The organism is Nonomuraea sp. NPDC052116, assembly GCF_040680035.1.
GTDB lineage: Bacteria > Actinomycetota > Actinomycetes > Streptosporangiales > Streptosporangiaceae > Nonomuraea > Nonomuraea angiospora_A.
Genome location: NZ_JBFAWA010000013.1, coordinates 243,785 through 269,636 on the forward strand (window position 1 = coordinate 243,785; position 25,852 = coordinate 269,636).

The 25,852-nt window shown below is 71.5% G+C and carries 26 protein-coding genes; 10 read left to right on the plus strand and 16 right to left on the minus strand.

Annotated elements, in window-relative coordinates; translation table 11 throughout:
- Nucleotides 1–96: 96 nt before the first annotated feature.
- From AB0L65_RS26035 to AB0L65_RS26050, 4 genes are all read right to left on the minus strand, one after another.
- The gene (locus AB0L65_RS26035) at nt 97–690 is read right to left on the minus strand and encodes a hypothetical protein (protein WP_364249745.1); all 594 of its coding nucleotides are present in this window, start codon (nt 688–690) and stop codon (nt 97–99) included.
- Nucleotides 691–817: 127 nt separating this feature from the next.
- On the minus strand, nt 818–1,918 hold the full coding sequence (gene menC, locus AB0L65_RS26040; protein WP_364249748.1) for an o-succinylbenzoate synthase: 1,101 nt from the start codon (nt 1,916–1,918) through the stop codon (nt 818–820).
- A complete protein-coding gene (locus AB0L65_RS26045; protein ID WP_364249751.1) occupies nt 1,915–2,688 on the minus strand; it encodes a GNAT family N-acetyltransferase in 774 nt (257 codons plus the stop codon). Before AB0L65_RS26045 ends, menC begins: the two co-directional genes overlap by 4 nt.
- Before the next feature lie 106 nt (nt 2,689–2,794).
- Nucleotides 2,795–3,301, minus strand: a complete 507-nt coding sequence (locus AB0L65_RS26050; protein ID WP_364249754.1) for an acyclic terpene utilization AtuA family protein — start codon at nt 3,299–3,301, stop codon at nt 2,795–2,797.
- A gap of 60 nt (nt 3,302–3,361) precedes the next feature.
- On the opposite strand from AB0L65_RS26050, the gene AB0L65_RS26055 reads away from it, so the two are divergent.
- Nucleotides 3,362–4,432, plus strand: coding sequence for a hypothetical protein (locus AB0L65_RS26055; protein ID WP_364249756.1), 1,071 nt, complete (start codon nt 3,362–3,364; stop codon nt 4,430–4,432).
- On the opposite strand, the gene AB0L65_RS26060 is transcribed toward AB0L65_RS26055, so the two are convergent.
- The 6 genes from AB0L65_RS26060 to AB0L65_RS26085 all read right to left on the minus strand — a co-directional run bounded on the left by AB0L65_RS26060 (nt 4,429) and on the right by AB0L65_RS26085 (nt 10,789).
- Nucleotides 4,429–5,433, minus strand: coding sequence for a Xaa-Pro peptidase family protein (locus tag AB0L65_RS26060; protein WP_364249759.1), 1,005 nt, complete (start codon nt 5,431–5,433; stop codon nt 4,429–4,431). The genes AB0L65_RS26055 and AB0L65_RS26060 overlap by 4 nt on opposite strands.
- Entirely contained in the window at nt 5,430–6,344 is a 915-nt protein-coding gene (locus AB0L65_RS26065) for an ABC transporter ATP-binding protein (protein ID WP_364249762.1), read from the minus strand. Before AB0L65_RS26065 ends, AB0L65_RS26060 begins: the two co-directional genes overlap by 4 nt.
- Nucleotides 6,341–7,117 carry an ABC transporter ATP-binding protein gene (locus tag AB0L65_RS26070; protein ID WP_364249765.1) on the minus strand — a complete coding sequence of 259 codons (777 nt, stop codon included), beginning with the start codon at nt 7,115–7,117 and terminating at the stop codon, nt 6,341–6,343. The genes AB0L65_RS26065 and AB0L65_RS26070 overlap by 4 nt, the downstream gene beginning before the upstream one ends.
- 132 nt (nt 7,118–7,249) lie before the next feature.
- Complete coding sequence (locus AB0L65_RS26075; protein ID WP_350727950.1) at nt 7,250–8,128, minus strand: ABC transporter permease; 879 nt, start codon at nt 8,126–8,128, stop codon at nt 7,250–7,252.
- The gene (locus tag AB0L65_RS26080) at nt 8,125–9,195 is read right to left on the minus strand and encodes an ABC transporter permease (RefSeq protein ID WP_364249768.1); all 1,071 of its coding nucleotides are present in this window, start codon (nt 9,193–9,195) and stop codon (nt 8,125–8,127) included. The genes AB0L65_RS26075 and AB0L65_RS26080 overlap by 4 nt, the downstream gene beginning before the upstream one ends.
- Before the next feature lie 13 nt (nt 9,196–9,208).
- A complete protein-coding gene (locus tag AB0L65_RS26085; RefSeq protein WP_364249771.1) occupies nt 9,209–10,789 on the minus strand; it encodes an ABC transporter substrate-binding protein in 1,581 nt (526 codons plus the stop codon).
- 112 nt (nt 10,790–10,901) lie between these two features.
- On the opposite strand from AB0L65_RS26085, the gene AB0L65_RS26090 reads away from it, so the two are divergent.
- The gene (locus AB0L65_RS26090) at nt 10,902–11,552 is read left to right on the plus strand and encodes an Lrp/AsnC family transcriptional regulator (protein WP_357740542.1); all 651 of its coding nucleotides are present in this window, start codon (nt 10,902–10,904) and stop codon (nt 11,550–11,552) included.
- 4 nt (nt 11,553–11,556) lie between these two features.
- Here the strand turns inward: AB0L65_RS26090 and AB0L65_RS26095 are convergent, their stop codons facing one another.
- Complete coding sequence (locus AB0L65_RS26095; RefSeq protein WP_364249774.1) at nt 11,557–11,892, minus strand: hypothetical protein; 336 nt, start codon at nt 11,890–11,892, stop codon at nt 11,557–11,559.
- Between the two features lie 387 nt (nt 11,893–12,279).
- On the opposite strand from AB0L65_RS26095, the gene AB0L65_RS26100 reads away from it, so the two are divergent.
- The 4 genes from AB0L65_RS26100 (at nt 12,280) to AB0L65_RS26115 (ending at nt 17,442) form a co-directional block, all read left to right on the plus strand.
- The gene (locus AB0L65_RS26100) at nt 12,280–12,456 is read left to right on the plus strand and encodes a hypothetical protein (protein WP_364249777.1); all 177 of its coding nucleotides are present in this window, start codon (nt 12,280–12,282) and stop codon (nt 12,454–12,456) included.
- Between the two features lie 68 nt (nt 12,457–12,524).
- Nucleotides 12,525–15,257, plus strand: coding sequence for an AAA family ATPase (locus AB0L65_RS26105; protein ID WP_364249779.1), 2,733 nt, complete (start codon nt 12,525–12,527; stop codon nt 15,255–15,257).
- A gap of 182 nt (nt 15,258–15,439) precedes the next feature.
- Nucleotides 15,440–16,969, plus strand: a complete 1,530-nt coding sequence (locus AB0L65_RS26110; RefSeq protein WP_364249782.1) for an MFS transporter — start codon at nt 15,440–15,442, stop codon at nt 16,967–16,969.
- A gap of 14 nt (nt 16,970–16,983) precedes the next feature.
- Nucleotides 16,984–17,442 carry a GNAT family N-acetyltransferase gene (locus AB0L65_RS26115; protein ID WP_364249785.1) on the plus strand — a complete coding sequence of 153 codons (459 nt, stop codon included), beginning with the start codon at nt 16,984–16,986 and terminating at the stop codon, nt 17,440–17,442.
- A gap of 114 nt (nt 17,443–17,556) precedes the next feature.
- On the opposite strand, the gene AB0L65_RS26120 is transcribed toward AB0L65_RS26115, so the two are convergent.
- The 5 genes from AB0L65_RS26120 to AB0L65_RS26140 all read right to left on the minus strand — a co-directional run bounded on the left by AB0L65_RS26120 (nt 17,557) and on the right by AB0L65_RS26140 (nt 23,653).
- Nucleotides 17,557–18,309 carry a (2Fe-2S)-binding protein gene (locus AB0L65_RS26120; protein WP_364249788.1) on the minus strand — a complete coding sequence of 251 codons (753 nt, stop codon included), beginning with the start codon at nt 18,307–18,309 and terminating at the stop codon, nt 17,557–17,559.
- Between the two features lie 196 nt (nt 18,310–18,505).
- Nucleotides 18,506–20,203, minus strand: coding sequence for an ABC transporter ATP-binding protein (locus AB0L65_RS26125; protein ID WP_364249791.1), 1,698 nt, complete (start codon nt 20,201–20,203; stop codon nt 18,506–18,508).
- Entirely contained in the window at nt 20,200–21,051 is an 852-nt protein-coding gene (locus AB0L65_RS26130) for an ABC transporter permease (RefSeq protein WP_364249794.1), read from the minus strand. The genes AB0L65_RS26125 and AB0L65_RS26130 overlap by 4 nt, the downstream gene beginning before the upstream one ends.
- Complete coding sequence (locus AB0L65_RS26135; protein WP_364249797.1) at nt 21,048–22,046, minus strand: ABC transporter permease; 999 nt, start codon at nt 22,044–22,046, stop codon at nt 21,048–21,050. The genes AB0L65_RS26130 and AB0L65_RS26135 overlap by 4 nt, the downstream gene beginning before the upstream one ends.
- Nucleotides 22,043–23,653: an ABC transporter substrate-binding protein gene (locus AB0L65_RS26140; protein WP_364249800.1), complete on the minus strand. Its 1,611-nt coding sequence runs from the start codon at nt 23,651–23,653 to the stop codon at nt 22,043–22,045. Before AB0L65_RS26140 ends, AB0L65_RS26135 begins: the two co-directional genes overlap by 4 nt.
- A 301-nt stretch (nt 23,654–23,954) precedes the next feature.
- Between AB0L65_RS26140 and AB0L65_RS26145 the strand changes: the two genes are divergently transcribed.
- The 4 genes from AB0L65_RS26145 to AB0L65_RS26160 all read left to right on the plus strand — a co-directional run.
- On the plus strand, nt 23,955–24,236 hold the full coding sequence (locus AB0L65_RS26145; RefSeq protein ID WP_364249803.1) for a metal-sensitive transcriptional regulator: 282 nt from the start codon (nt 23,955–23,957) through the stop codon (nt 24,234–24,236).
- A 28-nt stretch (nt 24,237–24,264) separates the two neighbouring features.
- Nucleotides 24,265–24,477 carry a copper ion binding protein gene (locus AB0L65_RS26150; RefSeq protein WP_357736933.1) on the plus strand — a complete coding sequence of 71 codons (213 nt, stop codon included), beginning with the start codon at nt 24,265–24,267 and terminating at the stop codon, nt 24,475–24,477.
- Entirely contained in the window at nt 24,474–25,424 is a 951-nt protein-coding gene (locus AB0L65_RS26155) for a hypothetical protein (RefSeq protein WP_364249807.1), read from the plus strand. The genes AB0L65_RS26150 and AB0L65_RS26155 overlap by 4 nt, the downstream gene beginning before the upstream one ends.
- A gap of 27 nt (nt 25,425–25,451) precedes the next feature.
- On the plus strand, nt 25,452–25,852 hold a 401-nt coding region (locus tag AB0L65_RS26160), incomplete at its 3' end, for a cation transporter (RefSeq protein WP_364249810.1).

A 25,852-nucleotide genomic window follows, 5' to 3' on the forward strand; every position in this document is an offset into this window, starting at 1 on the left:
CAGGAGCGGCTCGGCACCCTTCGGCGCGGGTGATCGTCTGGGGCGGTCCCGCGCCTGCCGTCGCCCGTTCAGGCCGGTAGCACCGATCCAATGCGCCTAAGATGATCGTCGCCGGAAGTAGTGCACGGTCAGGAGGGCGAGCAGCGGGCCCCAGGCGGCCAGCGGCGCGTACGTGACCCAGAAGGCGACCGCCTGCCAGCCGTGCACGATCAGGCCGGAAGGGCTCCCGTTGATCATCCGGCCGAAGGCGAACATGACCAGCGCGAACGGGAAGACCATCAGCACCGCCGCACCCAGGCCGGCGGGGACGACGGCCGCCAGGACCGGCACCCGCCGGCCGCCCAGCCCGGGGATCCAGCGCGGCCACACCTCACCCCAGCGGGCGACCAGCCCGACAGTGAGGAACGCCGTCGCCTCGCTGACCACGCTGAGCGTGACGATGTACCACCACTCGCCGTCGATCAACACCGGCCCGTGGCCGGGCGGGGGAGCCCCGCCGAACTCCAGCAGCGGCGCCCCGAAAACGAAGGCCGCGATCCGCCAGATGCCGGCGGGCAGCGGGGTCAAGGTGGTGGCGTAGGCGGCCCACACGGCCCAGCGGGGCACGCCCACCGCCGTCCGGCCGTGCAGCCTGGCCAGGATGGCCGGAAGCCGTCCGGTCCGTGGTGTTCCGCCGAGGGTGGTGGTCATGCGGGGGCCTCCGGTCAGGCAGGTGGTGTTCGCGTGGCGCGTTCCGATGCTCGCCGCCGCAGCGTCCGTGAACATCCCCCACGTGGGGGACCCGTATTGACCACCTGCCAGGCCGTGCTGCCCAGGGTCAGAGCGTGATCCACTCCGTGCTCGTGGTCACCGCGTCGAGCACCTCCGGGATCGGGTCCACGCCCAGGCCCGGCCCCACGGGCACCTCCAGGTGGCCGTCGGACAGCTCGAAGGGCTGGGTGATGTCGGTGGAGTAGTAGCGCCGCGACCCGGAGGTGTCGCCGGGCAGCGTGAAGCCCGGCAGGGCGGCCAGGGCCACGTTCGCCGCCCGGCCGAGGCCGGTCTCCAGCATGCCGCCGCACCACACCGCGATGCCGTTCGCCCGGCACAGGTCGTGGATGCGCCGGGCCTCCAGGTAGCCGCCGATCCGGCCGGGCTTGATGTTGACGATCGAGCACGAGCCGAGCGCGATGGCGGCGGCCGCGTGCTCGGCCGACTCGATCGACTCGTCCAGGCAGATCGGCGTCTTGAGCTGCTTGGCCAGCCTGGCGTGCTGCACGAGGTCGTCGTTGGCCAGCGGCTGCTCGATCAGCAGCAGGTCGAACGCGTCGAGCCGGGCCAGGCGGCGGGCGTCGCTCAGCGAGTAGGCGGCGTTCGCGTCGACCTGGAGGAGAACGTCGTCGCCGAACCGCTCGCGCACGGCCCGGACCGGCTCCAGGTCCCAGCCGGGCTCGATCTTGAGCTTGATGCGGACGTACCCCTCGTCGAGGTAACCCCCCACGGCGTCGAGCAGCTGCGGGATCGAGTCCATGATGCCGACCGACACCCCGCACGGCACCCGCGTGCGGGAGGCGCCGAGGAAGCGGGCGAACGACTCGCCCGCCGTCCTGAGCTGCGCGTCCAGCACCGCCGTCTCCACCGCGGCCTTCGCCATCCGGTGGCCCTTGATGGGCTCCAGCGCGCGGCCGACGTCGTGCACGTCCAGCGTCTTCGGCAGCGCGGGCAGCAGGAAGCGCCGGATCACCTCGGCCGCGCCGTCGGTGTACTCGGAGGAGTAGAGCGGCTCGTCCATGGCCACGCACTCGCCCCATCCCTCGGCGTCCGGCGTCACCACCCTGACCAGCAGGACGTCGCGGGCCGTCTCCGTGCCGAACGACGTGCGGAACGGCGCCACCAGCGGCATCGCGATCCGCCGCAGCTCAACTCCAGTGATCTTCACTTCTTCTCCACTACGTAGTAGGACTTCCCGGCGAACCCCGTGACCGCGCGGCCCTCGGCCATCAGGCCGCCCAGCACGTCGCGTACGGCGTGCCGCCACGCCTTGGCCGTTCCCGGGTCGGCGCCGCGCAATCCCGCGATGTCCGCGGGCACGGCCACCAGCACCGTGCCGGCGTCCACCGGACCGGCCACCGGCCGCCCGCCCACGTCGGCGAGCGCCACCACGGCGCCCGGCGGCGGGCCGTCCGACGGCCGCGCCACAGCATCCGGCCGCGCCACAGCCTCCACGCGCGGGTCGGACAGCGGCCAGACGGTCAGGAGCCGGTCGGACTCGTCGCCCCGGTTGATCGCGTCGTCCATGACCCCGTAGAAGCAGGGCAGGTACTCGCGGGGCCGGGCGCCCAGCTTGGCCAGGTTGAAGTGGGCGTTGCGGCGCATGAGCGGATCGTAGGTCCAGGTGATCCGCTCCAGCCCGCGCTCCAGGGCCCACCGGCGCTGGTGCAGCTTGAGCGCGAACCCGATGCCGCGCCCGGCCGCCGCCCCCGTGACATGGGAGTGCAGTGCGTTCCCGCTGGCCAGGAACCCGACCGAGCCGCCCACCAGGCGGCCGCCCTCGAAGGCGCCCGCCACGTAGCCGCCCGCGTGCGACAGGGCCCGCATCAGCTCGACCGTGATGGGCGGGGCGCCGGTCCCGAAGTGCCAGATGTCCTCGAACAGCGCATCCACCTGCTCGAACTCCGCCATCTCATGGAGCTCCCTGACCTCGACCAACCTGCCGCTCCTCGTCTCGGACGTTCCCAGGCGACGGTATTCGATGGCGGGGCCGCCGCGATTCGTCCGGGTTCACCAAGCCGGGGCCGGGCTTTGGTGGAAGCGGCTAACAGGGTGTGATGAGGAGCCTGCTGGGGGCCTCCTGGCTGAGGCGTACCGACTCCAGGGGGACGGCCCCGGCCAGGCAGGCGCGTACGGTCTCCGCCCGCACGTCACCGGCGAGCGAGCTGCGGCCGTCGCGGCGGATCTCCACCGCGCACGGCCCGGGCTGCGCGGCCATGACGAGGCCCGCGGCGGTCGCCCCGGCCAGCGCGCCCGGATCGCTCGCGGTCCAGCCGTAGTGCCACATGCCCGCCGCCACGACGGGCGCCGCGGGGCAGCAGTCCGGCGCGGTGGCCACCACGTCGATCCCCTGGAGCAGGGCCTCGGCGATCTCCTCCGCGCACGTCGCCACGAGGGTGCCCACGCGCAGCCCGGGAAAGCCGGGCATCGGACCGCCGACTCCGTAGATGAGCTTGATGCCCGTTTCGAGGGGCCCTGGACCGCCGTCGTGCCAGCCGCAGATCACCATGTCGAGCGACCCGGCAGATCTCCACGTGCCGATGCGCAGCATGATTCTGGACTACCCTTGACCGTGGATCATCACACACCGTCACGGGATAGGGTGACGCGAGTGGAAGATGAGATCGCGCGGGTGCTCGGCGGCACCGACGCCGTCGTCGAGCCGCTCACGCACAACCCGCTGAACGCGGTGACCGGCGGCATCTGGCGGGTGCGCAGGGGGTCGAGGTCGGCGGTGCTCAAGGTGCTGACCCGCCGCAAGGAAGGCGGCACGGGGTGGGGGCACTCGGACGATCCGCGCCACTGGAACTACTGGCGCAGGGAGGCCGACGTCTACGCCGACGGCCTGCCGGGGCTGTGGGCGGGCTCGGGGCTGGCCGCGCCGAAGCTGCTGGAGCTGGTCGAACGCGACGACGGCGACCTCGCGCTGTGGACCGAGGACGTGGCCGGGCGGCCCGGCACCACCTGGGACCTCGGGCGCCACACGCTGTTCGGGCACCAGCTCGGCCTGGCCCAGGGGGCGGCGGGCCAGGTGGAGCGGCCCTGGTCGAGCCGGTCGTTCCTGCGCGACTATCTGGGCTCGAAACCGGTCCCGTACGAGCTGCTGGAGGACGACGCGGTCTGGCGCCACCCCCTGGTCGCCGAGAACTTCCCGCCCGGGCTGCGCGGGGAGCTGGTGCGGCTGCACCGGGACCGGGAGGAGTTCCTGGCCGTCCTGGAGTCGCTGCCGAGGGCGCTGTGCCACCTCGACGTGTGGCCGAGCAACGTGATCGACCGCGACGGCGAGAGCGTGCTGGTGGACTGGGCGTTCGCGGGCGACGGCGCGCTGGGCGAGGACGTCGGCAACCACATCCCGGACAGCGTGTTCGACCTGTTCCTGCCGGCCGCTCTGCTGCCCGCGCTCGACGCGGCCGTCCACGGGGCGTACGTGCGGGGGCTGCGGGATTCCGGCTGGCGCGGTGACGAGCGGCTGGTGCGGCTGGCGGTGTGCGCGTCGGCGGTCAAGTACGACTTCCTGACCCCGCTGATGCTGGCCCGGGCAGGGGAGACGCAGCTCGACTACGGCGGCGCCACGCCCGTGGACGCGGCCCGCCGGTTCAGGGAGCGGGGGGAGGCGCTGATGTTCCTGGCGGGATGGGCCGACGAGGCCCGCAGGCTGGCCGAGGCCGTCAGGCTGCCTTAACGGTCGAGGACGTGCAGGGTGTGCGGGTACGCGCCCAGCGGCACCGGCCCGTCGTCCGCGCACACCACCACGTCCGCGACCCGGGCCCCGAACAGTTCGGGCACGTAGATGGCGGGCTCCAGACAGAACACCATCCCCGGCTCGAACACGGCGTCCTCACCCGGCCACGGCCCCTCGTCGTGCCCCAGCCCGACGCCCCGGCCCACGTGCGCCGCCGCGAAGCGCCCGTACCCGCTGCCGTCGATCACCTCGCCCACGGCCCTGGCCACCTCGTCCACCGGCACGCCGGGCCGCACGGCCGCGAGCCCGGCCCGGTGGGCGGCCAGCACCACCGAGTACATCGCCTCGAAGTCGTCCGGCGGCTCCGCCACGGCGAACACCCTGGACACCTCGGCGCAGTAGCCGCCCCACCGCCCGCACACCGCCACGGCCAGCGCGTCCCCGGGGTTGATCACGCGCTCCCCGGGCACGTGCGCGGGGAGCGCCGTGTGCTCCCCGGCCGCCACCCGCAGCGACAGCAGCTCCTCGCACCCCGACTCGGCCAGCAGCACCCGCAGCCGGTAGGCCATCGCCCGCTCGGTCGCCCCGAACCAGGCCAGCTCCAGCGCCTGCCCCAGCACCCCTTCCGCCGCCGCGACCGCGCGCCCGACGGCCTCGACCTCGTACGGCTCCTTGCGCAGCCGCAGCGGCCACAGCACCGAGGACGCGGGCACGAGCTCGGCCTCGATCGCCAGCCCGAACAGCTCCCGCACCCGCATCTCCGGATCCACCCCGACCCGGCGCGCCCCCGCGGGCACCACCCCGGCCGGATCGCCGGTCTCGGCCACCACGTCCTGCGTGACCACCAGGAACGCGCCCTGACGGTCCCCAAGTAGGCTCCCGAGGAAGCGGGCGTCCGGTGAGGGCCGCAGCACGAGGGCCTCCACCCCGGCCTCGTCCATGGCCGCCCGCACCGCCGCCAGCCGCGCCGCGGCGGCCCGCGGCCCGGGGACGGGGGTCACTTCGGCTCGTGCAGCCAGCAGGCGACCGGCCCGAACTCCGGCTCCTTCACGCGGCACACGTCCATCACGGACGGGCACCGCGGGTTGAACCGGCACCCACCCGGCGGGTTCGCCGGGTCCGGCACGTCACCGGCCAGCTCGGCGGGCAGCATCCCCATCCCGTCCGGCTTGGGGATGGCCTGGAGCAGCGCCTTCGTGTACGGGTGCTTCGGGTCGGCGTCGGCCCACACCTCGGCCGTGTCGCCCACCTCGACGATCTTGCCGAGGTACATGACCGCGATCCGGTCGGCGATCAGCCGCACCACGGACAGGTCGTGGCTGATGAACAGCAGCCCCGCGCCCGAGTCCACCGCCAGGTCCCGCATCAGCCTGGCCACCTGCGACTGCGCCGAGGCGTCCAGCGCCGAGATGGGCTCGTCGCCGATCAGCAGCCGCGGCCGGGCCGCGAGCGCCCTGGCGATGGCGATGCGCTGCCGCTGCCCGCCGGAGAACTCGTGCGGATGCCGGCCGGCGAAGTCCCGCGGCAGGCCGACGCGTTCCAGCAGGTCGGCGGGGGAGGTGGCGGTGTCCTGCGAGGTGCGCAGCCCGTCGGCGATCTGGTCGCCGACCCGCCGCCGGGGGTTGAGGGAGGCGTACGGGTCCTGGAAGACCATCTGGATCCCGGTCAGCTTCCTGCGCCGCAGGCCGAGCGGCGTGACCGGCTGCCCGTCGAACGCGATCGAGCCCGCGGTGATCGGGTTGAGCCCGCAGACGGCGCGGGCCAGCGTCGACTTGCCGCACCCGGACTCGCCGACCAGCCCGACGACCTCGCCGGGGTTGACCGCCAGGCTGGCGCCCGCCACGGCCCGCACGGCGGGACGCCCGGGGGTGCGGTGCTCGACGACCAGGTCGTCGATGGCCAACAGAGTCATTGCGCCTCCGCGTCGGGTAGGGACTCCAGCAGGGAACGCGTGTAGGCGTGCTCGGGCTCCCGCAGCACCCGCCCGCGCGGCCCCGACTCCACGACGAGGCCGTCCTTCATCACGCTCACCTCGTCCGCCACCGCGGACATCACCCCGAGGTCGTGGGTGACCAGCAGCACCGCCAGGCCCAGCTCGTCGCAGAGCCCGCGCAGCAGCCGCAGCACGCCGGCCTGCACGGTCACGTCGAGCGCGGTGGTCGGCTCGTCGGCGATCAGCACCTTGGGGGAGCAGGCCAGCGCGATGGCGATGGCGATGCGCTGGCGCATCCCGCCGGAGAACTGGTGCGGGTAGCGCCCGTACGCCTCCTCCGCGCCCGGGATGCGCACCTTGCCCAGCAGCTCCACCGCCCGGGCCCGCGCCTCGCGCTTGTCCAGCCCCAGGTGGTGGCGCATGTGCTCGGTGAGCTGCTTGCCGATGGTCAGCATGGGGTGCAGGCTGGTCGCCGGGTCCTGGAACACCATGGCGACCTCGCCGCCGCGCACCCGGTTCAGCTCCTTGGGCGGCAGGGTGAGCAGGTCGCGCTCGCCGAGCCGGATCGCGCCCGACACGCGGGCGCCGTGCGGCAGCAGCCCGAGCACGGCCAGGCCCGTCATCGTCTTGCCCGAGCCGCTCTCCCCGGCCAGCCCGTGCACCCGGCCGGGCTCCAGCGCGAGATCGACACCGCGCAGGATCTCCTTGCCGCCGATCGACATCTTCAAATCGGTGATGTCCAGCGTCGTCACAGGTCCTCCTTCGTCGGACCTGCGACCGGGTCGCTGTGCTGTCTCGTTCCCTCGCTTCGCTCGGTCACAGGTCCTCCTTCGTCGGACCTGCGACCGGGTCGCTGTGCTGTCTCGTTCCCTCGCTTCGCTCGGTCACAGTGCACGCTCCTTGATCGCGCGGGCCGTACGGGGGTCGAGCGCGTCCCGCAGGGTGTCGCCGAGGAAGTTGAACGCCAGCACCACCGTCAGGATCGCCAGCCCCGGGAACGTCGCCACCCACCAGCTGTCGAACACCTCCACGCCCGAGGCCACCATCGCCCCCCACTCGGGGGAGGGCGGCTTGGCCCCGAGGCCCAGGAACGACAGCCCGGACAGCAGCAGCAGCGCGGTGCCGATGTCCAGCGTCGCGAGCACGAGGATGGGGCCGGTCACGTTCGGCAGCACGTCCACGCGCAGCGACCGCCACACGGAGAAGCCCAGCAGCCGCCCGCTCAGCACGAACTCCCGCTCGCGCACCCCCAGCACCAGCCCCCGGGTGACGCGGGCGTACGCGGGCCAGGCCACCACCAGCACGGCCAGCACCGCGTTCGTCAGGCTGGCGCCCAGCGCGGCGGCCACCACCATGGCCAGGATCACGGTCGGGAACGCGAACACCAGGTCCGCCAGTCGCATGATCGTCTCGTCCACCCAGCGGCCGAAGTACCCGGCGCAGGCGCCGAGCAGCCCGCCGATCAGCACCGACAGCACGACCAGCAGCAACGTCAGCGGGATCGACACCCGGGCCCCGTACATGACGCGGCTCAGGATGTCGCGGCCGAGCTGGTCCGTGCCGAACCAGTGCCCGGGCCCCGGCGGCGCGAGCCGCGGCAGGTCCTGGGCGAGGGGGTCGTGCGGCGCCAGCACGGGGGCGGCCAGCGCGATGACCAGCCAGGCCACCGCCAGCACGGCGCCGACCACGGCCAGCGGCTGCCGCCACGCCTCGGGCAGCCGGGCAAGCAGGCCCCTGCGGGCCAGAGGGTCCCGCCGTCTCATTGCAGCCTCACTCGGGGATCGATGACGCCGTACAGGACGTCCACGATCAGGTTGATGACCAGGTAGACGACGCCGACGACCAGGCCGACGCCCATGACGGCGGGCAGGTCGAGGGTGGTGGCGCTCTTGTACGCGTACTGGCCGACGCCGGGCCAGGCGAAGATCGCCTCGACCAGCACGGTGCCGGACAGCAGGCTGCCGAACGCCAGGCCCGCCACGGTGATGATGGGCACCAGGGCCGAACGCAGCACGTACCGGAAGAGGATCACCCGGCCGGGCAGGCCCTTGGCCCTGGCGGCGCGCACGTAGTCCTGCCCCAGCACCTCCAGCACCGCCGAGCGCGTGAAGCGGGTGAGCAGGCCGATCGTGTAGAGCGCCAGCACCAGCGCGGGGGTCACGAGGTGCCCGACCGCGGAGGAGAACACGTCCCACCGGCCCGCCACCAGCGCGTCCACGGTCTGCAGCCCGGTCACGGCCGGGACCGCGCCGTTGAGCGCCGCGTCCACCCGGCCGCTGCCCGGGGTGAGCTGCAGCCGGTAGAAGAACACGTAGAACGCCACCAGCGCCAGCCAGAACGTCGGGACCGAGATGCCGATGAGGCTCAGCACGCGCAGCGCGTGGTCCGACAGCCGGTCCCGGCGCAGCGCGGCGATCACGCCGAACGCCACGCCCAGCACCAGCGACACCAGGATCGCCGCCCCGGCCAGCTCCAGCGTCGCCGGGACGAACTCGGCCAGGTCCTGGCTGACCGGCCGGTGACTCTGCTGGCTGGTGCCGAGGTCGCCGTGGACCAGGCCCTGGAGGTGCAGCACGTACTGCTCCCAGAGCGGCTTGTCCAGGCCGTGCTCGGCCCGCCACTGGGCCACGATCGCCGGGTCGCCCAGCGCCCGCTGGCCGAGGTTCGCGGCCACGGGGTCGCCGGGCACCAGGTTCGTCAGGACGAACGTGACGAGCGTGATGCCCCAGGCCATCAGGACCGCGAGCAGGATGCGCCGGATCAGGAAGCGGACGAGCGGATGGACCCGTCTCGCCCGGCTCCGGCGGGGTTCGCCCGGGATGTCGGACACCTGCGAGGCTCCCTTACTTCACGCCGAGGTCGGCCACGTCCACCGTCCACACCGGGTGGTACTCGAGGCCGGTCACCGACGCCGCCGTCACGATGTTCTGGCTGGGCTGGATCAGCGGGACGAACGGGCCGGAGGCGTTCAGCTTGGTCTGCACGTCCACGTAGGCGGCCTTGCGGGCGTCGTCGCCGATCGCCGTGGCGGCCTTGTCACCGGCGGCCTCGATCTCCTTGGCCGCTCCCGCCTTCCAGCTGGCCCGCAGGCCCACCGTCTTGCCCGGCAGGAACGCCAGGTAGTCGCTCGGGTCCGGGTAGTCCGGGCCCCAGTACCACAGGCCCATCTCCTCCTTGCCGTTGCGGTAGTTGTCCAGGGCCGTGGTGACCGGCGCGGGCTGCAGGTCGACCGTGATGCCGACCTCCTTGAGGTTGGCCTGGACGCGCTCGGCCAGCGGCTGGAAGGACAGGCCGTTGACGGTCAGCTCGCTCGGGTACTCCAGCTTGACGGTCGGGTTCGACACGCCGCTGGCGGCCAGCGCCGCCTTGGCTCCCTCGACGTCCCGCTTGGCCGCCTGGTCGGCGGGCAGCGCGCCGAGCAGCTGCGACGGGATGACGCCCGGCGCCTGCGCCGCGCCCTCGCCGGCCAGCTCCAGCAGCCCCGCGTAGTCGACGCCCTTGCGGACCGCCTCGACGAACTTGGGGTTCGTCGTCGTCTTGCTGATCGCGGAGTCCTGGTTGGCCAGCAGGAAGATGACGTTCGCCGAGGCGGTCTTCTTGACCTGCAGGGTCGCGGGCATGCCGGTGACCTGGTCGCCCGACAGGTTGAGGGCGATCTGGCTGTCGCCGCGCTGGACGTTCAGCTTCTGCGTGGCGGCCTCGACGTTGCGGATGACGACCTTGTCGTAGGCGGGCTTGGTGCCGTAGTACTTGGGGTTCGCCTTGAGCGTGACCTGGCTGCTCACGTTGAACGACTCGATCTGGTACGGGCCGGAGCCCGCCGAGGCCGAGTTCAGGTACTGCTCGGCCTTGTCCTGGGCGTCCGTGGTGGCGCCGTGCTCCTTGGCGACCTTGCTGTTGAGGATGCCGAGGGCCGGGTTGGGCAGGATGTACGGCAGCGCCGGGTTGGCCGCCTTCGACGTCAGCGTGATCGTCGAGTCGTCGGTCTTGGCCACCTCGACGCCGTCCAGCAGGAACGACGGCGTGCCCTTCATGTCCCGCACGCGCGTCAGCGAGAACACCACGTCGTCCGCGGTCAACGGCGACCCGTCCGCGAACGTGGCGCCCTTCTTCAGCTTGAGCGTCAGGATCTTGCCGTCCTTGCTCAGCTCGTACGACTCGGCGAGCGCGGGCACCGGCTTGGTCACGTCCGCGCCGTCGAACGTCAGCAGCGTCTCATAGACGGCCTTGCCGACGATCAGACCCGTCGGCTCGTACGTGCGGCCCGGGTCGGCCGTCTTGAGGTCGAAGGACGTGTCGATGACGAGGGTCTTGCCCCCACCGCCGGACGCGGCGGGAGTCTGGGAGCCGCCGCCGCTGCCGCAGGCGGCCAGGGCGAGTGCACCGGCGAGCAGCACAGCCGCCGTCTGCGAGCGGGTCGCCATGATGGGTCCTCCAAGATTTGGACGTTCGGCAGGAAGATGTCGAGGATTGTGCGGCAGAACGTCCAGGCACTGTGCGGTCGGTGAGACGTATATAAAGGTCAGTGAGGTAATGATGAGTGAAATTTCCAGAAATGGTGTCGGCGGCGGCGGTCAGCCTGGACGGATCGGCATCGGTCTCGAGCTTGACGATATCCACATGAAGATCCTTGAGGTCCTGCGCGAGAACGGCAGGATCTCGGTGGCCGCGCTGGCCGACCGGGTGGGCATCTCCCGCGCGAACGCCTACACGCGCTTCGAGGCGCTGCGCGCCGACGGCGCGATCAAGCGTTTCACCGCCGAGATCGACCACGTGCGGGCCGGGCTCGGCATCACCGCCCTGATCTTCGTGACCGTACGCCAGCAGATGTGGAAGCAGTTCCGGGCCGAGCTGGCCCGGATGCCGGAGGTGGAGTACTGCGCGATCACCACCGGGCAGCACGACGCCATGATCCAGGTGCGGGTGTCCGACGTGGCCGCCGTGCACACCATGGTGACCGACCGGCTGGCCAACATCCCGGCGGTCAAGGCGACGGAGACCGTGTTCATCCTGGACGAGGTGCTCAAGCGGCCGTACGTGCTGCCCAGCGACCGCGATCGTGATCGCGACCGGGCCCGTCCGGCGCGGCGGCCCGTCCAGGAGGGGGCGCAGGGCGGCGTGCCGCTCGGCAAGATGCGCTTCGTCGGCGCCGCCGAGGGCCGCGCCGCCCTCCGCAAGGACGACTGAGTGATCAGCCGACCTCCCTGCACACGCTCACGTGCACCGTGTCGTCCCCGTCGAAGCTGAACTCCTCCACCAGGCGCAGCAGCCCGTCGTCCCCCTTCTCGATGCGGCTGCTGCTCTGGCCGCCCGCCTTCCCGCCGGCCTTCAGCGCGTGCGCGTACGAGATCGCCACCTGGGCGTCGTCACGCATGCCCACGAAACGCCCATGGGTCACGGTGTCGCCGGAGTAGCTGCCCCACACCACCCCGTCGGACTCCTGGTACAGGAACTCCGTCGGGCTGTCCGGGTCGACTGCGCTCGCGGTCGAGCTCACCATCACGAATTTGCGGCCGTTGAGATTCACGCCCGTCATGGTGGCCCACAATCCAGAAATATCAGCATTCCTCTGGACGGATCGTGAGGAGACCGGTCAATGATCGACAATCCGTCCAGCCAGGATCGTCACGCTGAGGGCCAGTACGCGAACCCTTCCAGGGAGGAGGCCCGCCACCGCGGACCATGCGGGACCTGCGCAGTCTCGCCAGAACGTCTACCAGCGCGTCACGGCCGCTCCGGACCGCTGGGCCTTCACCGTACACGACGGCCCCCTCCTCGTCCTCAGAGCCTGGCAAACCCGCTCTGACCAGGTTCGACGGCCGGTGGACAGGAAAGGGGCCGCGAGAGAGGGCCTCTCCGCGGGGCCGCTGCTTCCGTAAGCAGAGGAGGTGGTGCTGGCGACGGTGACCAACGGGTGCACGGGCACGCTTCCGGCATCGCGGTCGACACCCAGGACACCATGAGGTTCGCCGCCCGGAACGGCGTCCGGGCGTGGACCGAGGAGGTCCCGCTGGAGGAGGCCGGTGCGGCGTTCCAGAAGATGCTCTCCGGCCGGGCCCGCTTCCGCATGGTCCTGACCACGGGTAACTGATCACGGTGGCCGGGCTGGAGCAGCAGGCTCGCTTTGTCAGAGGTGCCGGTGCTTTCTATGCTCGGCGTGTGCTGGGGAGAGACGACGAGAGCGAACTGCTTGAGTCGTTGCTGCGGCGCGCCGCCGAGGGACGCGGCGGCGGAGTGATCCTCCACGGTGAGCCGGGGATCGGGAAGACCGCGCTGCTGTCACATGCCACGGAGCGGTCCGCGGGGTTCCGGGTGCTCCGCGCGGTGGGCGTCGAGCCGGAGGCCGATCTCGCGTACGCGACGCTGCACCAGCTCCTGCTCCCCCTGCTCGGGCGGGCCCACGAGCTGCCGGACCCGCAGGCGCAGGCTCTGCGCGTCCTGTTCGGGCGCGCGCACGGCACGCCACCCGATCCGTTCCTGGTGGGCCTGTCGACCCTGTCGCTGCTGTCCCTGGCGGCCGGGGAGAAGCCGGTGTTGTGCGTCGTCGACGACGCGCACTGGGCCGATCGGCCGACGCTGAAGACCCTGGCGTTCGTCGCCCGCCGGCTGGACGACGAGCCCATCGCGGTGGCGCTGGCCGCGCGCGCCGACGAGGGCCACAGCACCGATCTGCCCGACCTGCGCCGCATCCCGCTCGCGGGCCTCGAACCCGAAGCGGGCAGGGCGCTGCTCGCCGGGCGCGCGGGCGGGCGGCGCCTCAGCGAGGGTGAGCAGGACCGTCTGCTGGCGATCACCGGGGGAAATCCCCTGGCCCTGCTCGAGCTTGCCGGAAGGAGGATCCCGCCGGAGGGGACACCGGAGCCGCCGGCCATGACGGACCGGCTGCAGCGGTCGTTCCTGGCCAGGATCCGGGCGCGGCACGTCGAATCACTGCCGCTGCTCCAGCTGATCGCCGCCGACGGCTCGGGCAGCGTCGAGACCATCGAGAAGGCGGCCGCCTCCATGGGGATCGCCGCCGACCTGCTGCACCGCGCCGAGCTCGACGAGCTGCTGACCTACGACGGGCCGCGGCTGGCGTTCCGGCATCCGCTGATCCGATCAGCGGTCTACCACAGCGCCACGGGCAACCGGCGCGTCGCGATCCACCGCGCCTTCGCCGCGGCCTTCGACACCCCGGCCGACCAGCACCGCCATGCCTGGCACCTCGGGCAGGCCGCCGTCGGGCACGACGAGCACGCCGCCGACCAGCTCGAGCACTCGGCCGAACAGGCGGCCCTGCGCGGGGGCCCGGCCGCGGCCATGGCCTCGCTGTCGCGGGCGGCCGAGCTCACGCTCGACGGCCCACGCAGGGGACGGCGGCTGTGGAGCGCCGCGCACGCCGCCGCCCAGGGCGGGTTCACCGCCGCGGCTGCCGAACTGCTCGATCAGGCCGAACGCGAGCCCTCCCTGGAGGAGACGGACCGGATCTCCGTGGCCGTCATGCGAGCCATCGTGGCCGAGTTCGCCGGCTCGCCCGATGACGCGATGGACCTGATCAAGCCCTGGATCCCACGCGTCCTGCGGATCGACCGGCGCCGCTTCGCCCCGACCGTCGCGATGTACGGCAACCTCGGTGTCCGCGCCAACCGGCCACAGGCCTGGTCCGACCTCGCCGGCTGGCTCGACGAGATCGGGCCGGCCCCGGACGACTCGGACGACCCGGAGGACGCGCTGCTGCTGCTCCTTCGCAACGCCGGCCGGGCACGAACAGGCCGCGATCCGGGACCGGCCGTACGCGACCGCGCGGTGATCGCATCGCTCACCGATCCGATCACGATGACCCTGGCCGGGTCGATCACCCGCGCGCTCGGCGAGCATGAGCTGAGCGGGCGCCTGTTCCGCAACGCCGGGCAACTGGCACGCAGCAGCGGCGCCCTCGGCGCGCTCGCGTGGAACCTCGAGTACCAGGCGGCTGATGCGATCTCGCGCGGCAGGCTGGGGCTCGCCGAGGCCCACGCCGAGGAGGGCTGCCAGTTCTCCGCCGAGGTCGGCCAGCCGAACACGGCATGCCGCAACCGAGGGCTGCTCGCGCTGTCGGCGGCCATCCGGGGCCGGGCGGACGCCGGAGAGCTGGCCTCCGGCGTGCTGGCCGAGGCGAGCGACCGCGACCTGGCCGACGCCAAGTTCTACGCCAGGCGGGCACTCGGGCTCGTCGAGCTGGTCGCGGGCAGGCATCGCGAGGCCGTACGGCACTTCGAGGCGGTCGGCGTCTGGGACGCCGACGAGCCCCCGGACCTCGCCATGGCCATCGTCCCCGACCTCGTCGAGGCCCTGGTCCGCGCCGGTGAGCGGGATCGGGCCGCCGCGGCCACGGCCCGCTACGCGCAATGGACCGAGCGCATCGCGTCGCCGGACCTGGGCGCACTCGCGGCCCGCTGCCAGGCGCTGGTCCGCACCGACGGCGGCGCCGAGGCCCACTACGCCGAGAGCCTGCGGCTGCATGCCAGGTCGGACGCTCCGCTGGAGCACGCCCGGACGGAGCTGCTGTTCGGCGAGCAACTGCGGCGTGACCGGCGACGTACCGAGGCTCAGGAACACCTGCGCGCCGCGGCGGAGACCTTCCGCCGCATCGGCGCCCTCACCTGGGCCGAGCGCGCGCTGGGCGAGCTGCGCGCCACCGGGGAGTCGGCCCGGACCCGCGCGCCCGAGGCGGACACGCTGAGCACGCTCACCCCACAGGAGCTGCGCATCACGCTGGCCGTCGGAGAGGGGCTGACCAACCGGGAGATCGCCGGGCAGCTGTTCCTCAGCCCGCGCACCGTGGACTACCACCTGCGCAAGGTCTTCCAGAAGGCCGGCATCACCTCGCGGGCCGAGCTCATGCGGCTGGTCCTCTCCGAGCGATCCGCCTGAGACCGGCGATTTCACTGATTCGGCGGCCGCCTGGGCCTTCCTAACGTGGGGACGTCAATCCCTCACGGGTCATGACGATGTCGGCCGGTGGGGCACACGAGTGCCACGCCCGCAAGCCCGTCGTCGGCCCTGGAGCGTGCCGGACGGCTCGCTCCCAGAACATTCACCGAAGGAACACGTTCATGTCTTCCGCGGATATCGACGACGGCCGGCGCGCCGGTCTCAAGCAGTGGCTCGGGCTGGTGGTGCTGGTCCTGCCCGCCATGTTGCTGTTCATGATGCTCACCATCCTGTTCCTGGCCATTCCCCAGCTGGCCGCGGAGCTCCGGCCGACCAGCACCCAGTCATTGTGGATCATCGACATATACGGGTTCCTGATGGCCGGGCTGCTGGTCACCATGGGCACGCTGGGAGACAGGATCGGTCATCGCCGCTTGCTGATCGCCGGCGCGGTCGTCTTCGCCCTGGTCTCGCTGGCCGCCGCGAACACCTCCGACCCCGCTCTGCTGATCCTGTGGCGAGCCGTCCTGGGCGTCGCGGCCGCCACCCAGATGCCCGCCACCCTGGGCCTGATCTTCGCCACGTTCGCCGACGCGCGGCAGCGGGGAGTCGCCGTCGGCGTGTGGTCGGGCGGCATCTCGGTGGGCACCGGTCTCGGCCCCGTGCTCGGCGGGGCGCTGCTGGAGACGTACTCCTGGCGTGCGGCGTTCCTGGTGGCCGTGCCGGTCATGGTGGTGGTGGCGATCGGCGCCCTCCTGCTGCTGCCCGACAACCGCAACCCGGCGGCGGGCCGGCCCGATCTGTTCAGCGTGGCGCTGTCGCTGGCGACACTGCTGCCCGTCGTCTACGGCGTCAAAGAGCTGGGCAAGGCCGGCACCCTCGCGACGGCGCTGGTGAGCATCGTGGTCGGGCTGGCGTTCGGAGGGTGGTTCGTGCTGCGCCAGCTGCGGTTGCCGGAGCCGCTGCTGGATGTGCGGCTGTTCGCCCACCGCGCGGTCAGCGGTGCGCTGGGCGTCTTCCTGCTGGCCGCGATCGCGCTCGGCGGCGTGTACCTGCTGGTCACGCAGTACCTGCAGCTGGTGGAGGGGCTCTCCCCGCTGCAGGCGGGGCTGTGGGTGCTGCCGGGGGCGGCCCTGCTGGTGCTGGTCTCGACGGTCTCCCCGATCCTGGTACGGCGGGTCCGTCCGGGGTATCTCATCGCGGCCGGACTGGTCGTACAGGTGATCGGCTACCTGATGCTCACCCAGGTCGGCGCCGTCGGCGGGCTGCCGCTGCTGGTCGCGGGCTTCATGGTGCTCTATCCGGCGGTCGCGCCGTCCATGGCGCTGACCACCAACCTGGTCGTGGGCTCCGTGCCGCCGCAGAAGGCGGGTGCGGCCTCCGGGCTCGCGACAACCTGCAGCGACCTGGGCATCTCGCTCGGCATCGCCATCATCGGCAGCATCGGCGCCGCCGTCTACCGTAGCCGGATCAGCGGCGAACTGCCCGGCGGCCTGCCGCCGGAAGCCGTCGCGGCCGGCAGCGACAGCCTCGACGGCGCGGTCTCGGCGGCACAGGGGTTGCCGGGCGAGCTCGCCGCGCAGGTCCTCGCCCCCGCTCGCGAGGCCTTCGCGGGCGGGCTCAACGTGGCGGCCGTCGTCGCGGCGGTCATCGCGGGCGGCGCGGCGATCCTCGCGCTCCTCCGGCTGCGCCACATCCCGCCCACCGGCTGAGAAGGGAATCCACCATGGTGTCGATCCGTCGCGCGACGGCCGACGACGCGGCGACCGTTCACGGCTTGCTGCGCGAGCTCGCTGAGCACCAGAGTCAGGGGGCTGCGATCACCGTGAGCGTGGATCGCATGGAAGAGCTGCTCCGGCGTCCCGAGATCACCTACCTGATCGCGGAGAGGGACGGACGGGCGATCGGGTACGTGTCCTGGCTGGAGCGGGTCAGCCTGTGGTCGGGCGGCGACTATCTCGCGCTCGACGACCTCTACGTGCGCGCCGGAGAGCGCGGCCACGGGGTCGGGGAACGGCTGATGCGCGCGGTCTCCGCCGCCTCGGACGGCAGGGTGATCCGCTGGGAGGTCGCCGAGAGCAACGTGGCGGCACAGCGGTTCTACCAGCGCATCGGGGCCGGCCTGGTCGCCAAGAAGATCTGCCGATGGCAGGAGGTGGAGTCCCACGCCGCCGGGGAGCCATGATGGGTCCGCGGGCCAAGCAGACGCTTGGCCGATGAGGCGGGGGAGTGGGGCGGTGGCCCGGAGCCCGGAGCCCGGAGTCGTTCGGGTCGCGCGCTGTGCGGTGCGCGGTGCGGCTCAGTGGGGGACCACTCCGTTCGCGAGGACCCGGCGGTAGGCGGTCACGCGGTCCTCGGCGCTGTCCAGGCAGCAGCTGGAGCATTTCACCGCTTCGTCGGAGGTGTAGTAGAGGCAGCACGTGTTGCGCAGGTAGAACAGCCCTTCGCGATCGCCCTCTCGCAGCCTGATCACTTCGCCGAGCTTTTCCAGGCCGCCGGTGGAGGCGGCGAGGAACTCCTCGTAGGCCCGTTGCAGCCGATCGACGTCGCCGCCGAGTCGGCTGGCGATGCAGAACGCCGCCGCGCACCCGTGCGCCACTCCGCCATGGAGCTGGCGCAGGCCCGCCCGGGTGCGCGTACGCATGGCGTGCGCGAGCGGGAGGAGATGCTCGTCGAGCACCCAGGAGACAAGCGTGTCGACGGGCGCCTCCACGGCGTTCGGCTCGCGTAGCGCGACCGCCTCGAACCCGTGGTGCTCGGAGAGCCGGATGGCGACGTTGTCCGGTCGCATGTCCACGACCACCCGGTCGAGCGCCCATGCCAGCAGCGCGGACGCGGTCACGGTGCCCGCGTACACGGCCATGACGGTCAGTGCGGTGGCGTGATCCGACTTCTGGCCGCTGGCCACCCGCTCGGCTTCGAGTACGCGGGAGAGTTCGTCCGATGAGGAGTCGAGCAGCCGGTCGCATGCGATCCAGCCGTCGTGCGGCGTCAGGCCACGTTCAAGCCGGAAGCGATCCCCGAACGACTCCAGTCGCGAAAAGACATCCATCACTGCACAACCGCACTACGTATCGCCATAGTAGAGAATGATACCCATAACGGGTATACGGTTTCCAGGGCCGGACGACCGCTCCAGGCCCCGGTCGCCGGCCCCGGGAACTGCACGGTGCGGTCGTGGGTTACGACCAGCTCGTGCCCAGGAGGGGCCACCCGGTGTGGTCCGGGGAGCGGGTGCGGCTGTCGTTTCATGTGGAAGCCTGGAGGAGCCGGGTCGTATAGGCGTGGGACGGGGATCGGGCCAGGTCGTCGGCCGGGCCGTGCTCGACGACCCGGCCCGCCTGGAGGACCAGGATGCGGTCGCACGACTGGACGGCCTCGCCCAGGTCGTGGGTGACGAGCAGGACGGCGAGGCCGCGTTCGACGGCCAGGGATCGCAGCGTGGTGGCGATCCCCGCGCGGGTGGAGACGTCCAGCATGGAAGTGGCCTCGTCCGCGATGAGCAGCGCGGGGCTGCCGGCGAGAGCTCGGGCGATGGACACCCGCTGGCGCTGGCCGCCGGACAGCTGGCCGGGGAAACGGGCGAGGAACCCGGAATCGTCCGGCAGCCCGGCGGCGGTCAGCGATTCCCGGACGCGGCCGAGCCGCTCGCCCCGGGGCACTCCGGCCACCGCCAGCGGCTCGGCCACCAGCGCCGCCACCCGCATGCCGGGGTGGAGCGAATCGTAGGGGTCCTGGTGGACGAAGCCGATCCGTCGTCGCAGGCGGCGCAGTGCACGGCCGGCCGTCAGCTCCCGGCCTTCGAGCGTCACGCGACCGGCGGTCGGTTTGATGAGACCGAGCAGAATCCGGGCGAGCGTGCTCTTGCCCGATCCGCTCTCTCCCACGAGGCCGACGATCTCGCCCGCGCCGATCTCGAGGTCGACGTCGCGCAGCGCGTCCACGACACGTGAGCGGGCCCGGTAGGTGTGCCGGATGCCTGACGCGCTGACCACGGTGCTCCCCGACGGGCTGTCGACGCGGGGCACGTTCGGGTAGGAGGGGTGGTCCGGCTCGTCGTGACGGTGGCAGGCGACCTGCGCCTCTCCGCGTGCGACCAAGGGCGGCGTCTCCTCGCGGCAACGGTCGACGGCGAGCGGGCAGCGGGCCGCGAACGCGCAGCCGGGCGTGACGTGCCCGAGGGCGGGCGCGGATCCGGGGATGCTGCCCCAGGCGACCTCGCGGTCGGCGACGGGGGTCGCGCTGAGCAGTCCTGCCGTGTAGGGGTGGGCGGAGGCCGGGGACAGCGCGCGAGCCGGGCGGACTTCGGCGAGGCGGCCCGCGTACATGATGGCGACGCGGTCGGCGTACGGCAGCAGCCCGGTCAGGTCGTGCGAGACGATCAGCATGCTGGTGCGGAGCCCGGCCAGGAGGGCGAGGACCTGCCGCTGGGTGATGGCGTCCAGCCCGGTGGTGGGTTCGTCCGCGACCAGCAGGTCCGGCTCGCCGGCCAGGGCGAGCGCGATGGCCACCCGCTGGCGTTGCCCGCCGGACAGCTCGTGCGGATATGACCTGAGCATCGTCCGCTGGAGTCCGACGCGGTCGAGCAGGTCGGCGGGCTGGGCCGTGCCGCCGTGCAGGGTGAGCATCTCGGCGAGCTGGGCACCGACGCGGTGCACGGGGCTGAGCCCGGTCATCGCGCCCTGCGGCACGGTGGCGACGCGGGTGCCGCGCACACCTGTCCAGTCGGTCCGTCCGACCAGTTCGTGTTCGCCCAGCACCGCGGAGCCGCCGACCTGTGACGTGGAGGGGAGCAGGCCGAGCAGGGTGCGGGCCAGCGAGGTCTTGCCGCAGCCGCTCTCGCCGACCAGCGCCAGGATCTCGCCGTCGGCGATGTCGAGGTTGACGTGCGAGACCGCGGCCAGGCCGCCGTACCGGACGGTCAGGTCGCGTACTTTCAAGGTCATCGGGCAGCCTCCCGCAGGGCAGGGTTGAGCCGTTCCTCCACCGCGACGCCGATCAGGGCGAGGGAGAGCACTGTGAGCGTGATGGCGGCACCGGGCGGCAGCGCCCACCACAGCCAGGCGTCGGACAGGAAGACGCCGTTGGTCTGCACCCAGTAGAGCGTGGTGCCCCAGCTCGGCGAGGTCGGGTCGCCGAGGCCGAGGAAGGACAGGGTGGCGTCGTAGATGATGGCGACCTTCGCGGTGCGGACGAAGACCGGGATGAGCAGCGGCCCGATGAGGTACGTGCCGTGGCGGGCCAGCAACCACCAGGCCGGTGCGCCCATGGCCCGCGACACCTCCAGATGGCCGCGGGACCAGGCGGTGAGCACCCCGGCTCGGAGCACGCGGGCGGGGACCGGCCACAGGATGAGCGCCAGGATCGCCGCCCGTATGCCGAAGGACTGGCCGAGGAAGGCGGCCGCCAGGATGTAGAGGATCAGCTCGGGCAGGATCAGCAGGACGTCCGCGCCGCGCATCAGCGAGACCGACAACCAGCGCGGGCCGATCCCGGCGGCGCCGCCGATGATCGCGGCCAGCAGCGTGGTGCAGACGGCGACGATGAACGCCAGGCCCAGGGACGTGCCGGCGCCCACGATGAGCTGGTCGAGCAGGTCCCGGCCGAGATCGTCGGAACCCAGCGGCAAGCCTGCCCGCGGCGGTGCGTACGGCTCGGCCACCCGCTCGCGCCCCGCCTCGTCCGGCAGGGCGACTCCGTACGCCGCGATGGCGACGATCGCGACGAGGACGCCGACGCCGATCACTCCTTGCGCGCCGAGCAGGTTCCGGCGCGGCGCCTTGAGGAACATCATCTCCGGTCTCCGGTTCTGGCACGGGGATCCAGCAGCGGGTACGTCGCGTCGGCCAGCGCGTTCATGAGCACCACCATGACGGTGAGCACCAGGAACGCCCCCTGCATGAGCGGGTAGTCGCGGGCGGTGATCGCGTCGAAGGTGAGCCGCCCGAGCCCGGGATAGGCGAAGACGGTCTCGACCACGATGGCCCCGGCGGCCAGGAAGCCGATCTCCAGCATGAGGATCGTGTGCACGGGCAGCAATGCCGGGCGCAGGGCGTGCCTGCGCACGAGCCTGCCGTACGGCACTCCGCGGGCGTGGGCGTGCTGCACCGGCTCGCTGGTCAGTACGGTGAGCAGGGACGAGCGGGTGTAGAGGAACAGATATCCCATGCCGGTGACGGTCAGCGTCGTCACCGGAAGGACCAGGTGCTGCAGGACCCCGCCGACCGTCACCCCTTCCGGCCCGGCCACGCCGTAGGTGGGCAGCAGCTGGAGCTTCACCCCGAACAGGACGATCAGCAGCATGCCAAGCCAGAACTGCGGGACCGAGTCGGCGACCACGGCCGCGCCGAGCAGCCCGGAGCCCTTGCCGCGGCGGCGACGCAGGGCGCCCGCGACGCCCAGCGTCACCCCCAGGACGGCGGTCACCGCAGTGCTGGTGCCCACCAGGAGCAGCGTCCACGGCAGCGCGTCCGCCAGCGCCTGGGTGACGGGCCGGCCGTCCGACAGCGAGGTGCCGAGATCCAGGGTGAACACGCCCGTCAGGTAGTCGAGGAACTGCTGGGGGAGCGGCCGGCCGAAGCCGTACTGCGTGGCGATCTGCGCGCGCTCGTCGGCGGTCAGCCTGGCCAGCGCCTCCGGGCTGCCGAACAGCTTGAGCGGGCCACCCGGGAGCGCCCGGGGGAGCGCGAAGTTGAGCGTGAGCGCGACCAGCAGCACCGAGAGGTATTCGGCCAGCCTGCCGGCGATGTAGCGGGGGTAGCCGCGGCGGACGGCTTGGACCGCCGTCATCCGAGCCGGTAGTCGACGAGGGAGAACTTGTTCAGCGCGCCGGAGCCGTTCTGCCAGGTCCAGCTGCTGTAGACGTCCTTGCGGAAGGCGTAGGCGCCGTTGCGGTAGTACAGGGTGAGGAACGGCAGCTGCTCCGCTATCTGGGCCTGGAGCTTCTTGGCGGCCTCCGTTCTGGCCTCCATGGTGGGTGCGGCGGTCATGGTGGCGATCGTCTCGTCGACGGCCGGGCTCTTGAAGCCGACGACATTGAGGCTGCCGTCGTCCGGGTCGGAGGCCAGGAGCTGGGCGATGGTGCCGCTGCTGAGCATGACGGGAGCGGACCAGCCCCACATGGACATGTCGTAGTTGCGGCCCTTACGGACGTCGTAGTCGGGCCAGACCTTGGCGTCGAGGGAGTCGGAGTCGAGCGAGGTGACCTTCACCGCGACGCCCGCGTTCTCGAGCATGTCGCGGATCAGCTCGGCGCTGCGCAGCCGGTCCGTGGAGGCGCTCTGCACCAGCAGCTCGTACGACATGGGCTTGCCGTCCAGCACCCGGATCCCGTCCGGTCCCGGCTTGGCGCCGAGAGCGTCGAGCTCCCGCTTGGCGGCCTCGGCGTCGAAGATCGGCGGGAGCCGGTCTCCCTTGATGGGCGACTCCGCGTGGATGAAGCCGGGGTTGCCCGGGGTGCCCTGGCCGAGCAGCGCCGTCTTGACCAGATCCCCCGTGTCGATGGCCTTGGCCAGAGCCCGGCGTACCTCGGGGCGGTCGAACGGCGGTCTGGTCGTGTTGAACGCCAGCAGCGTGGAGGCGAACTCGGTGCCCTTGACCACGCCGATGCCCGGCTGCCTTTCCAACGTCGCGAGCTGCTGCGGGGGCACGATGCGCGTGGACATGTGCACCTCTCCGGTGCGCAGGGCGGCGAACTGGGTGGACTCCTCCGGGATCACCGCCACCTTGATCGAATCCACTTTGGGCTTGCCCAGGGCATAGGCGGGGTTGGCGGTGAGGGTGTAGCCGCGGGCGTTGTCGTACTGGGTCAGCTTGTACGGCCCGCTGCCGACGGCTTTGTCCACCCCTGCCGTGCTCACCTTCTGCACCGACTCCCACAGGTGCTTGGGAAGGATCGCCATGTCGGCCAGGATCCGGCGCGGAAACTCGGGGTCGGGCGCCTTGAGCGTCATGGTCACGACATCGCCACTGGCGCTGACCTTCGCGATCGGGCGGACGTCGACCGACGAGTCGCCTTCCATGTTCTTGCGGTAGAAGTCGACGCTGAACACCACGTCGTCGGAGGTGAGCGGCTTGCCGTCGTGCCAGGTGACGCTCGGCCGGAGCGGCAGGGTGAACGTCTTGTTGTCGGAGGTCTTGATCTCTTTCGCCAGGAGCGGCGCGACGCCGTCGCCCCGCACGATCACCAGCGTGTCGAAGAGCAGTTTCACCAGGTTGTTGCCCGGGTAGCCGGTCTGGTTGGTGAACGGCGTGAGCGTGCCCTCGTCAGAGGAGATGGCGATGGTGATGCTCTTGGCCTGCCGGGTGCCGGGGGCGCTGGGTGCCGTGCCGGTGCTGGATCCGCAGGCCGTGAGGAGCGCGAGGGAGAGCAGCGCAGCGGTGGTTCGGTGGTACAAAACAAAACCTCCGGGGGGTATATGAGGTGCAGGATGACCCCATCGGGGAGGGCGTGCGTTGCACGTGACTCTATAGGTCCGCTACGTAGATGCAAGAGTCCATTGTGTAAACACCGTAATTCGCATTGAGCTGCGATGACGTGCCCGCCTGGGCTTCTTCGGTCAGCGCTCGTGCATGGGATGGGTAGGCAACCTACTATGCCGACTAATAGTCGTGTCGCCGGTCGGCCACCTGGGCTCAGGCTCGGTTTGGAATACGGTAGGGGGGTATGGTACGTTCAAGGAGTCGGAAGGGGGAGACATGGTCGGATACAGCGACAGCAAGCAGGACCAGCTGCGGCGGCTGCGCCGGATCGAGGGTCAGGTGCGGGGGTTGCAGCGGATGGTCGAGGGCGACAAGTACTGCATCGACGTCCTGACGCAGGTGTCGGCGGCCACCAGTGCCCTGCAGTCGGTCGCGATCTCTCTGCTGGAGGATCACCTGGCGCACTGTGTCGCCGAGGCCGCCGCTCAGGGCGGGCCGGAGGCTCAGGCGAAGGTCAAAGAGGCTTCCGACGCCATCGCGCGGCTCGTTCGTTCCTGACAGACATCACCGGAAAGGGTTGATCGATATGGCTACCGCTACCTACACCGTCACGGGCATGACCTGCGGGCACTGCGTGAGTTCGGTGAAGGAGGAGGTCGGTGAGGTGTCCGGGGTCACTTCGGTTGAGGTTGACCTGGCGAGCGGCCTGCTGACCGTGGAGAGCGACAGCCCCGTGGAGGCGGCGGACATCGTGGCCGCGGTCGAGGAAGCGGGCTACGAGGTGGCGGGTCGGTCATGAACGCGGCAACCAAGCTGGGTGCCTACGTCGTGGGGCTGGCCGTCGTCTTCGGCGGTGCCCTGGGCGTCGGTAACGCGGTGGGGGAGGTCGGCCCGGCCCCGGCGAAGCCGGAACACGGGGCGACCCATTCGACTCCCGCCGCTGAGAGTCATGGCGGTCATGCGGAGGCCACCGCAACAGCGAAGGGCGATACCCCTGGGGGGCTCCAGGTGTCCGAGAGCGGCTACACCCTCAACCCGTTGACCGCCGTCAAGCCCGGCGAGCCCACGGATTTCCGTTTCACCGTGACGGGTCCCGATGGCAGGCCGGTGACCGACTATCAGGTCGAGCATGACAAGAAGCTGCATTTCATCGTGGTGTCGCGGGATCTGGCGAGCTTCCAGCATGTGCACCCGGACATGGCCGCCGACGGCGTGTGGTCGGTGAAGCTGACGCTGGATGACCCGGGTGCGTACCGGGCTTTCGCCGACTTCACCCCGACGGGTGGGAGCGGCTTGACCCTCGGTGCGGATCTGCTGGTCGCGGGTGACTACAAGCCGCAGCCTCTTGCTCCGGTGGCTCGTACGGCTGAGGTGGACGGTTACGCGGTGTCCTTGGCGGGTGATCTCGTGCCCGGCCAGGCCAGCAAGCTGACGCTGAGCGTGAGCAAGGACGGCAAGCCGGTGACGGACCTGCAGCCGTATCTGGGAGCGTACGGGCATCTGGTGGCGTTGCGGGCCGGTGATCTGGCCTACCTGCACGTGCATCCGGAGGAGAGCGTGAAGGCGGGGCCGGAGATCACCTTCTACGCCGAAGTGCCCAGCGGCGGCGACTACCGGTTGTTCCTGGATTTCCAGCATGACGGCAAGGTCCGTACCGCGGACTTCACCGCTCAGGCCGGTACCGGACAGCCCAAAACCACGGCTGAGCCGAGCGCGAGCCCTTCTCACGGCAACGACTCGCATTGATCGCAGGACACGAGGAAAGGAGATGTGATGTCTTCCCTGGCTGAAGGCAGGGCTGTCGAGCTGTCGATCGGTGGCATGACCTGCGCGTCCTGCGCGAACCGGATCGAGCGCAAGCTGAACAAGCTCGAGGGTGTGAGCGCGACGGTGAACTACGCGACGGAGAAGGCGAAGGTCACCTTCCCGGATGGCGTGGATCCGCAGCAGTTGATCGCCGAGGTGGAGAAGGCCGGCTATACCGCCGCGCTGCCCGCGCCGCCCGCCGAGTCCGGCACCGGGGCCGAGCAGGAGCCTGCCGATGAGCTGCGGCCGCTGCGGCAGCGGTTGATCACCGCGGTGGTGCTGAGTGTGCCGGTGGTCGCGATGGCGATGGTGCCGGCGTTGCAGTTCACGAACTGGCAGTGGTTGTCGCTGGTGCTGGCGGCGCCGGT

Coding starts and splice junctions, on each gene's coding strand:
- AB0L65_RS26085 (WP_364249771.1), bottom strand. CDS start 10,789: ATGGCGACCCGCTCGCAGACGGCGGCTGTGCTGCTCGCCGGTGCACTC.
- AB0L65_RS26050 (WP_364249754.1), bottom strand. CDS start 3,301: ATGCTGCGCATCGGCACGTGGAGATCTGCCGGGTCGCTCGACATGGTG.
- AB0L65_RS26150 (WP_357736933.1), top strand. CDS start 24,265: ATGGCTACCGCTACCTACACCGTCACGGGCATGACCTGCGGGCACTGC.
- AB0L65_RS26145 (WP_364249803.1), top strand. CDS start 23,955: ATGGTCGGATACAGCGACAGCAAGCAGGACCAGCTGCGGCGGCTGCGC.
- AB0L65_RS26090 (WP_357740542.1), top strand. CDS start 10,902: ATGAGTGAAATTTCCAGAAATGGTGTCGGCGGCGGCGGTCAGCCTGGA.
- AB0L65_RS26120 (WP_364249788.1), bottom strand. CDS start 18,309: ATGGATGTCTTTTCGCGACTGGAGTCGTTCGGGGATCGCTTCCGGCTT.
- AB0L65_RS26135 (WP_364249797.1), bottom strand. CDS start 22,046: ATGACGGCGGTCCAAGCCGTCCGCCGCGGCTACCCCCGCTACATCGCC.
- AB0L65_RS26035 (WP_364249745.1), bottom strand. CDS start 690: ATGACCACCACCCTCGGCGGAACACCACGGACCGGACGGCTTCCGGCC.
- AB0L65_RS26155 (WP_364249807.1), top strand. CDS start 24,474: ATGAACGCGGCAACCAAGCTGGGTGCCTACGTCGTGGGGCTGGCCGTC.
- AB0L65_RS26075 (WP_350727950.1), bottom strand. CDS start 8,128: ATGAGACGGCGGGACCCTCTGGCCCGCAGGGGCCTGCTTGCCCGGCTG.
- AB0L65_RS26065 (WP_364249762.1), bottom strand. CDS start 6,344: ATGACTCTGTTGGCCATCGACGACCTGGTCGTCGAGCACCGCACCCCC.
- AB0L65_RS26125 (WP_364249791.1), bottom strand. CDS start 20,203: ATGACCTTGAAAGTACGCGACCTGACCGTCCGGTACGGCGGCCTGGCC.
- AB0L65_RS26110 (WP_364249782.1), top strand. CDS start 15,440: ATGTCTTCCGCGGATATCGACGACGGCCGGCGCGCCGGTCTCAAGCAG.
- AB0L65_RS26130 (WP_364249794.1), bottom strand. CDS start 21,051: ATGATGTTCCTCAAGGCGCCGCGCCGGAACCTGCTCGGCGCGCAAGGA.
- AB0L65_RS26115 (WP_364249785.1), top strand. CDS start 16,984: ATGGTGTCGATCCGTCGCGCGACGGCCGACGACGCGGCGACCGTTCAC.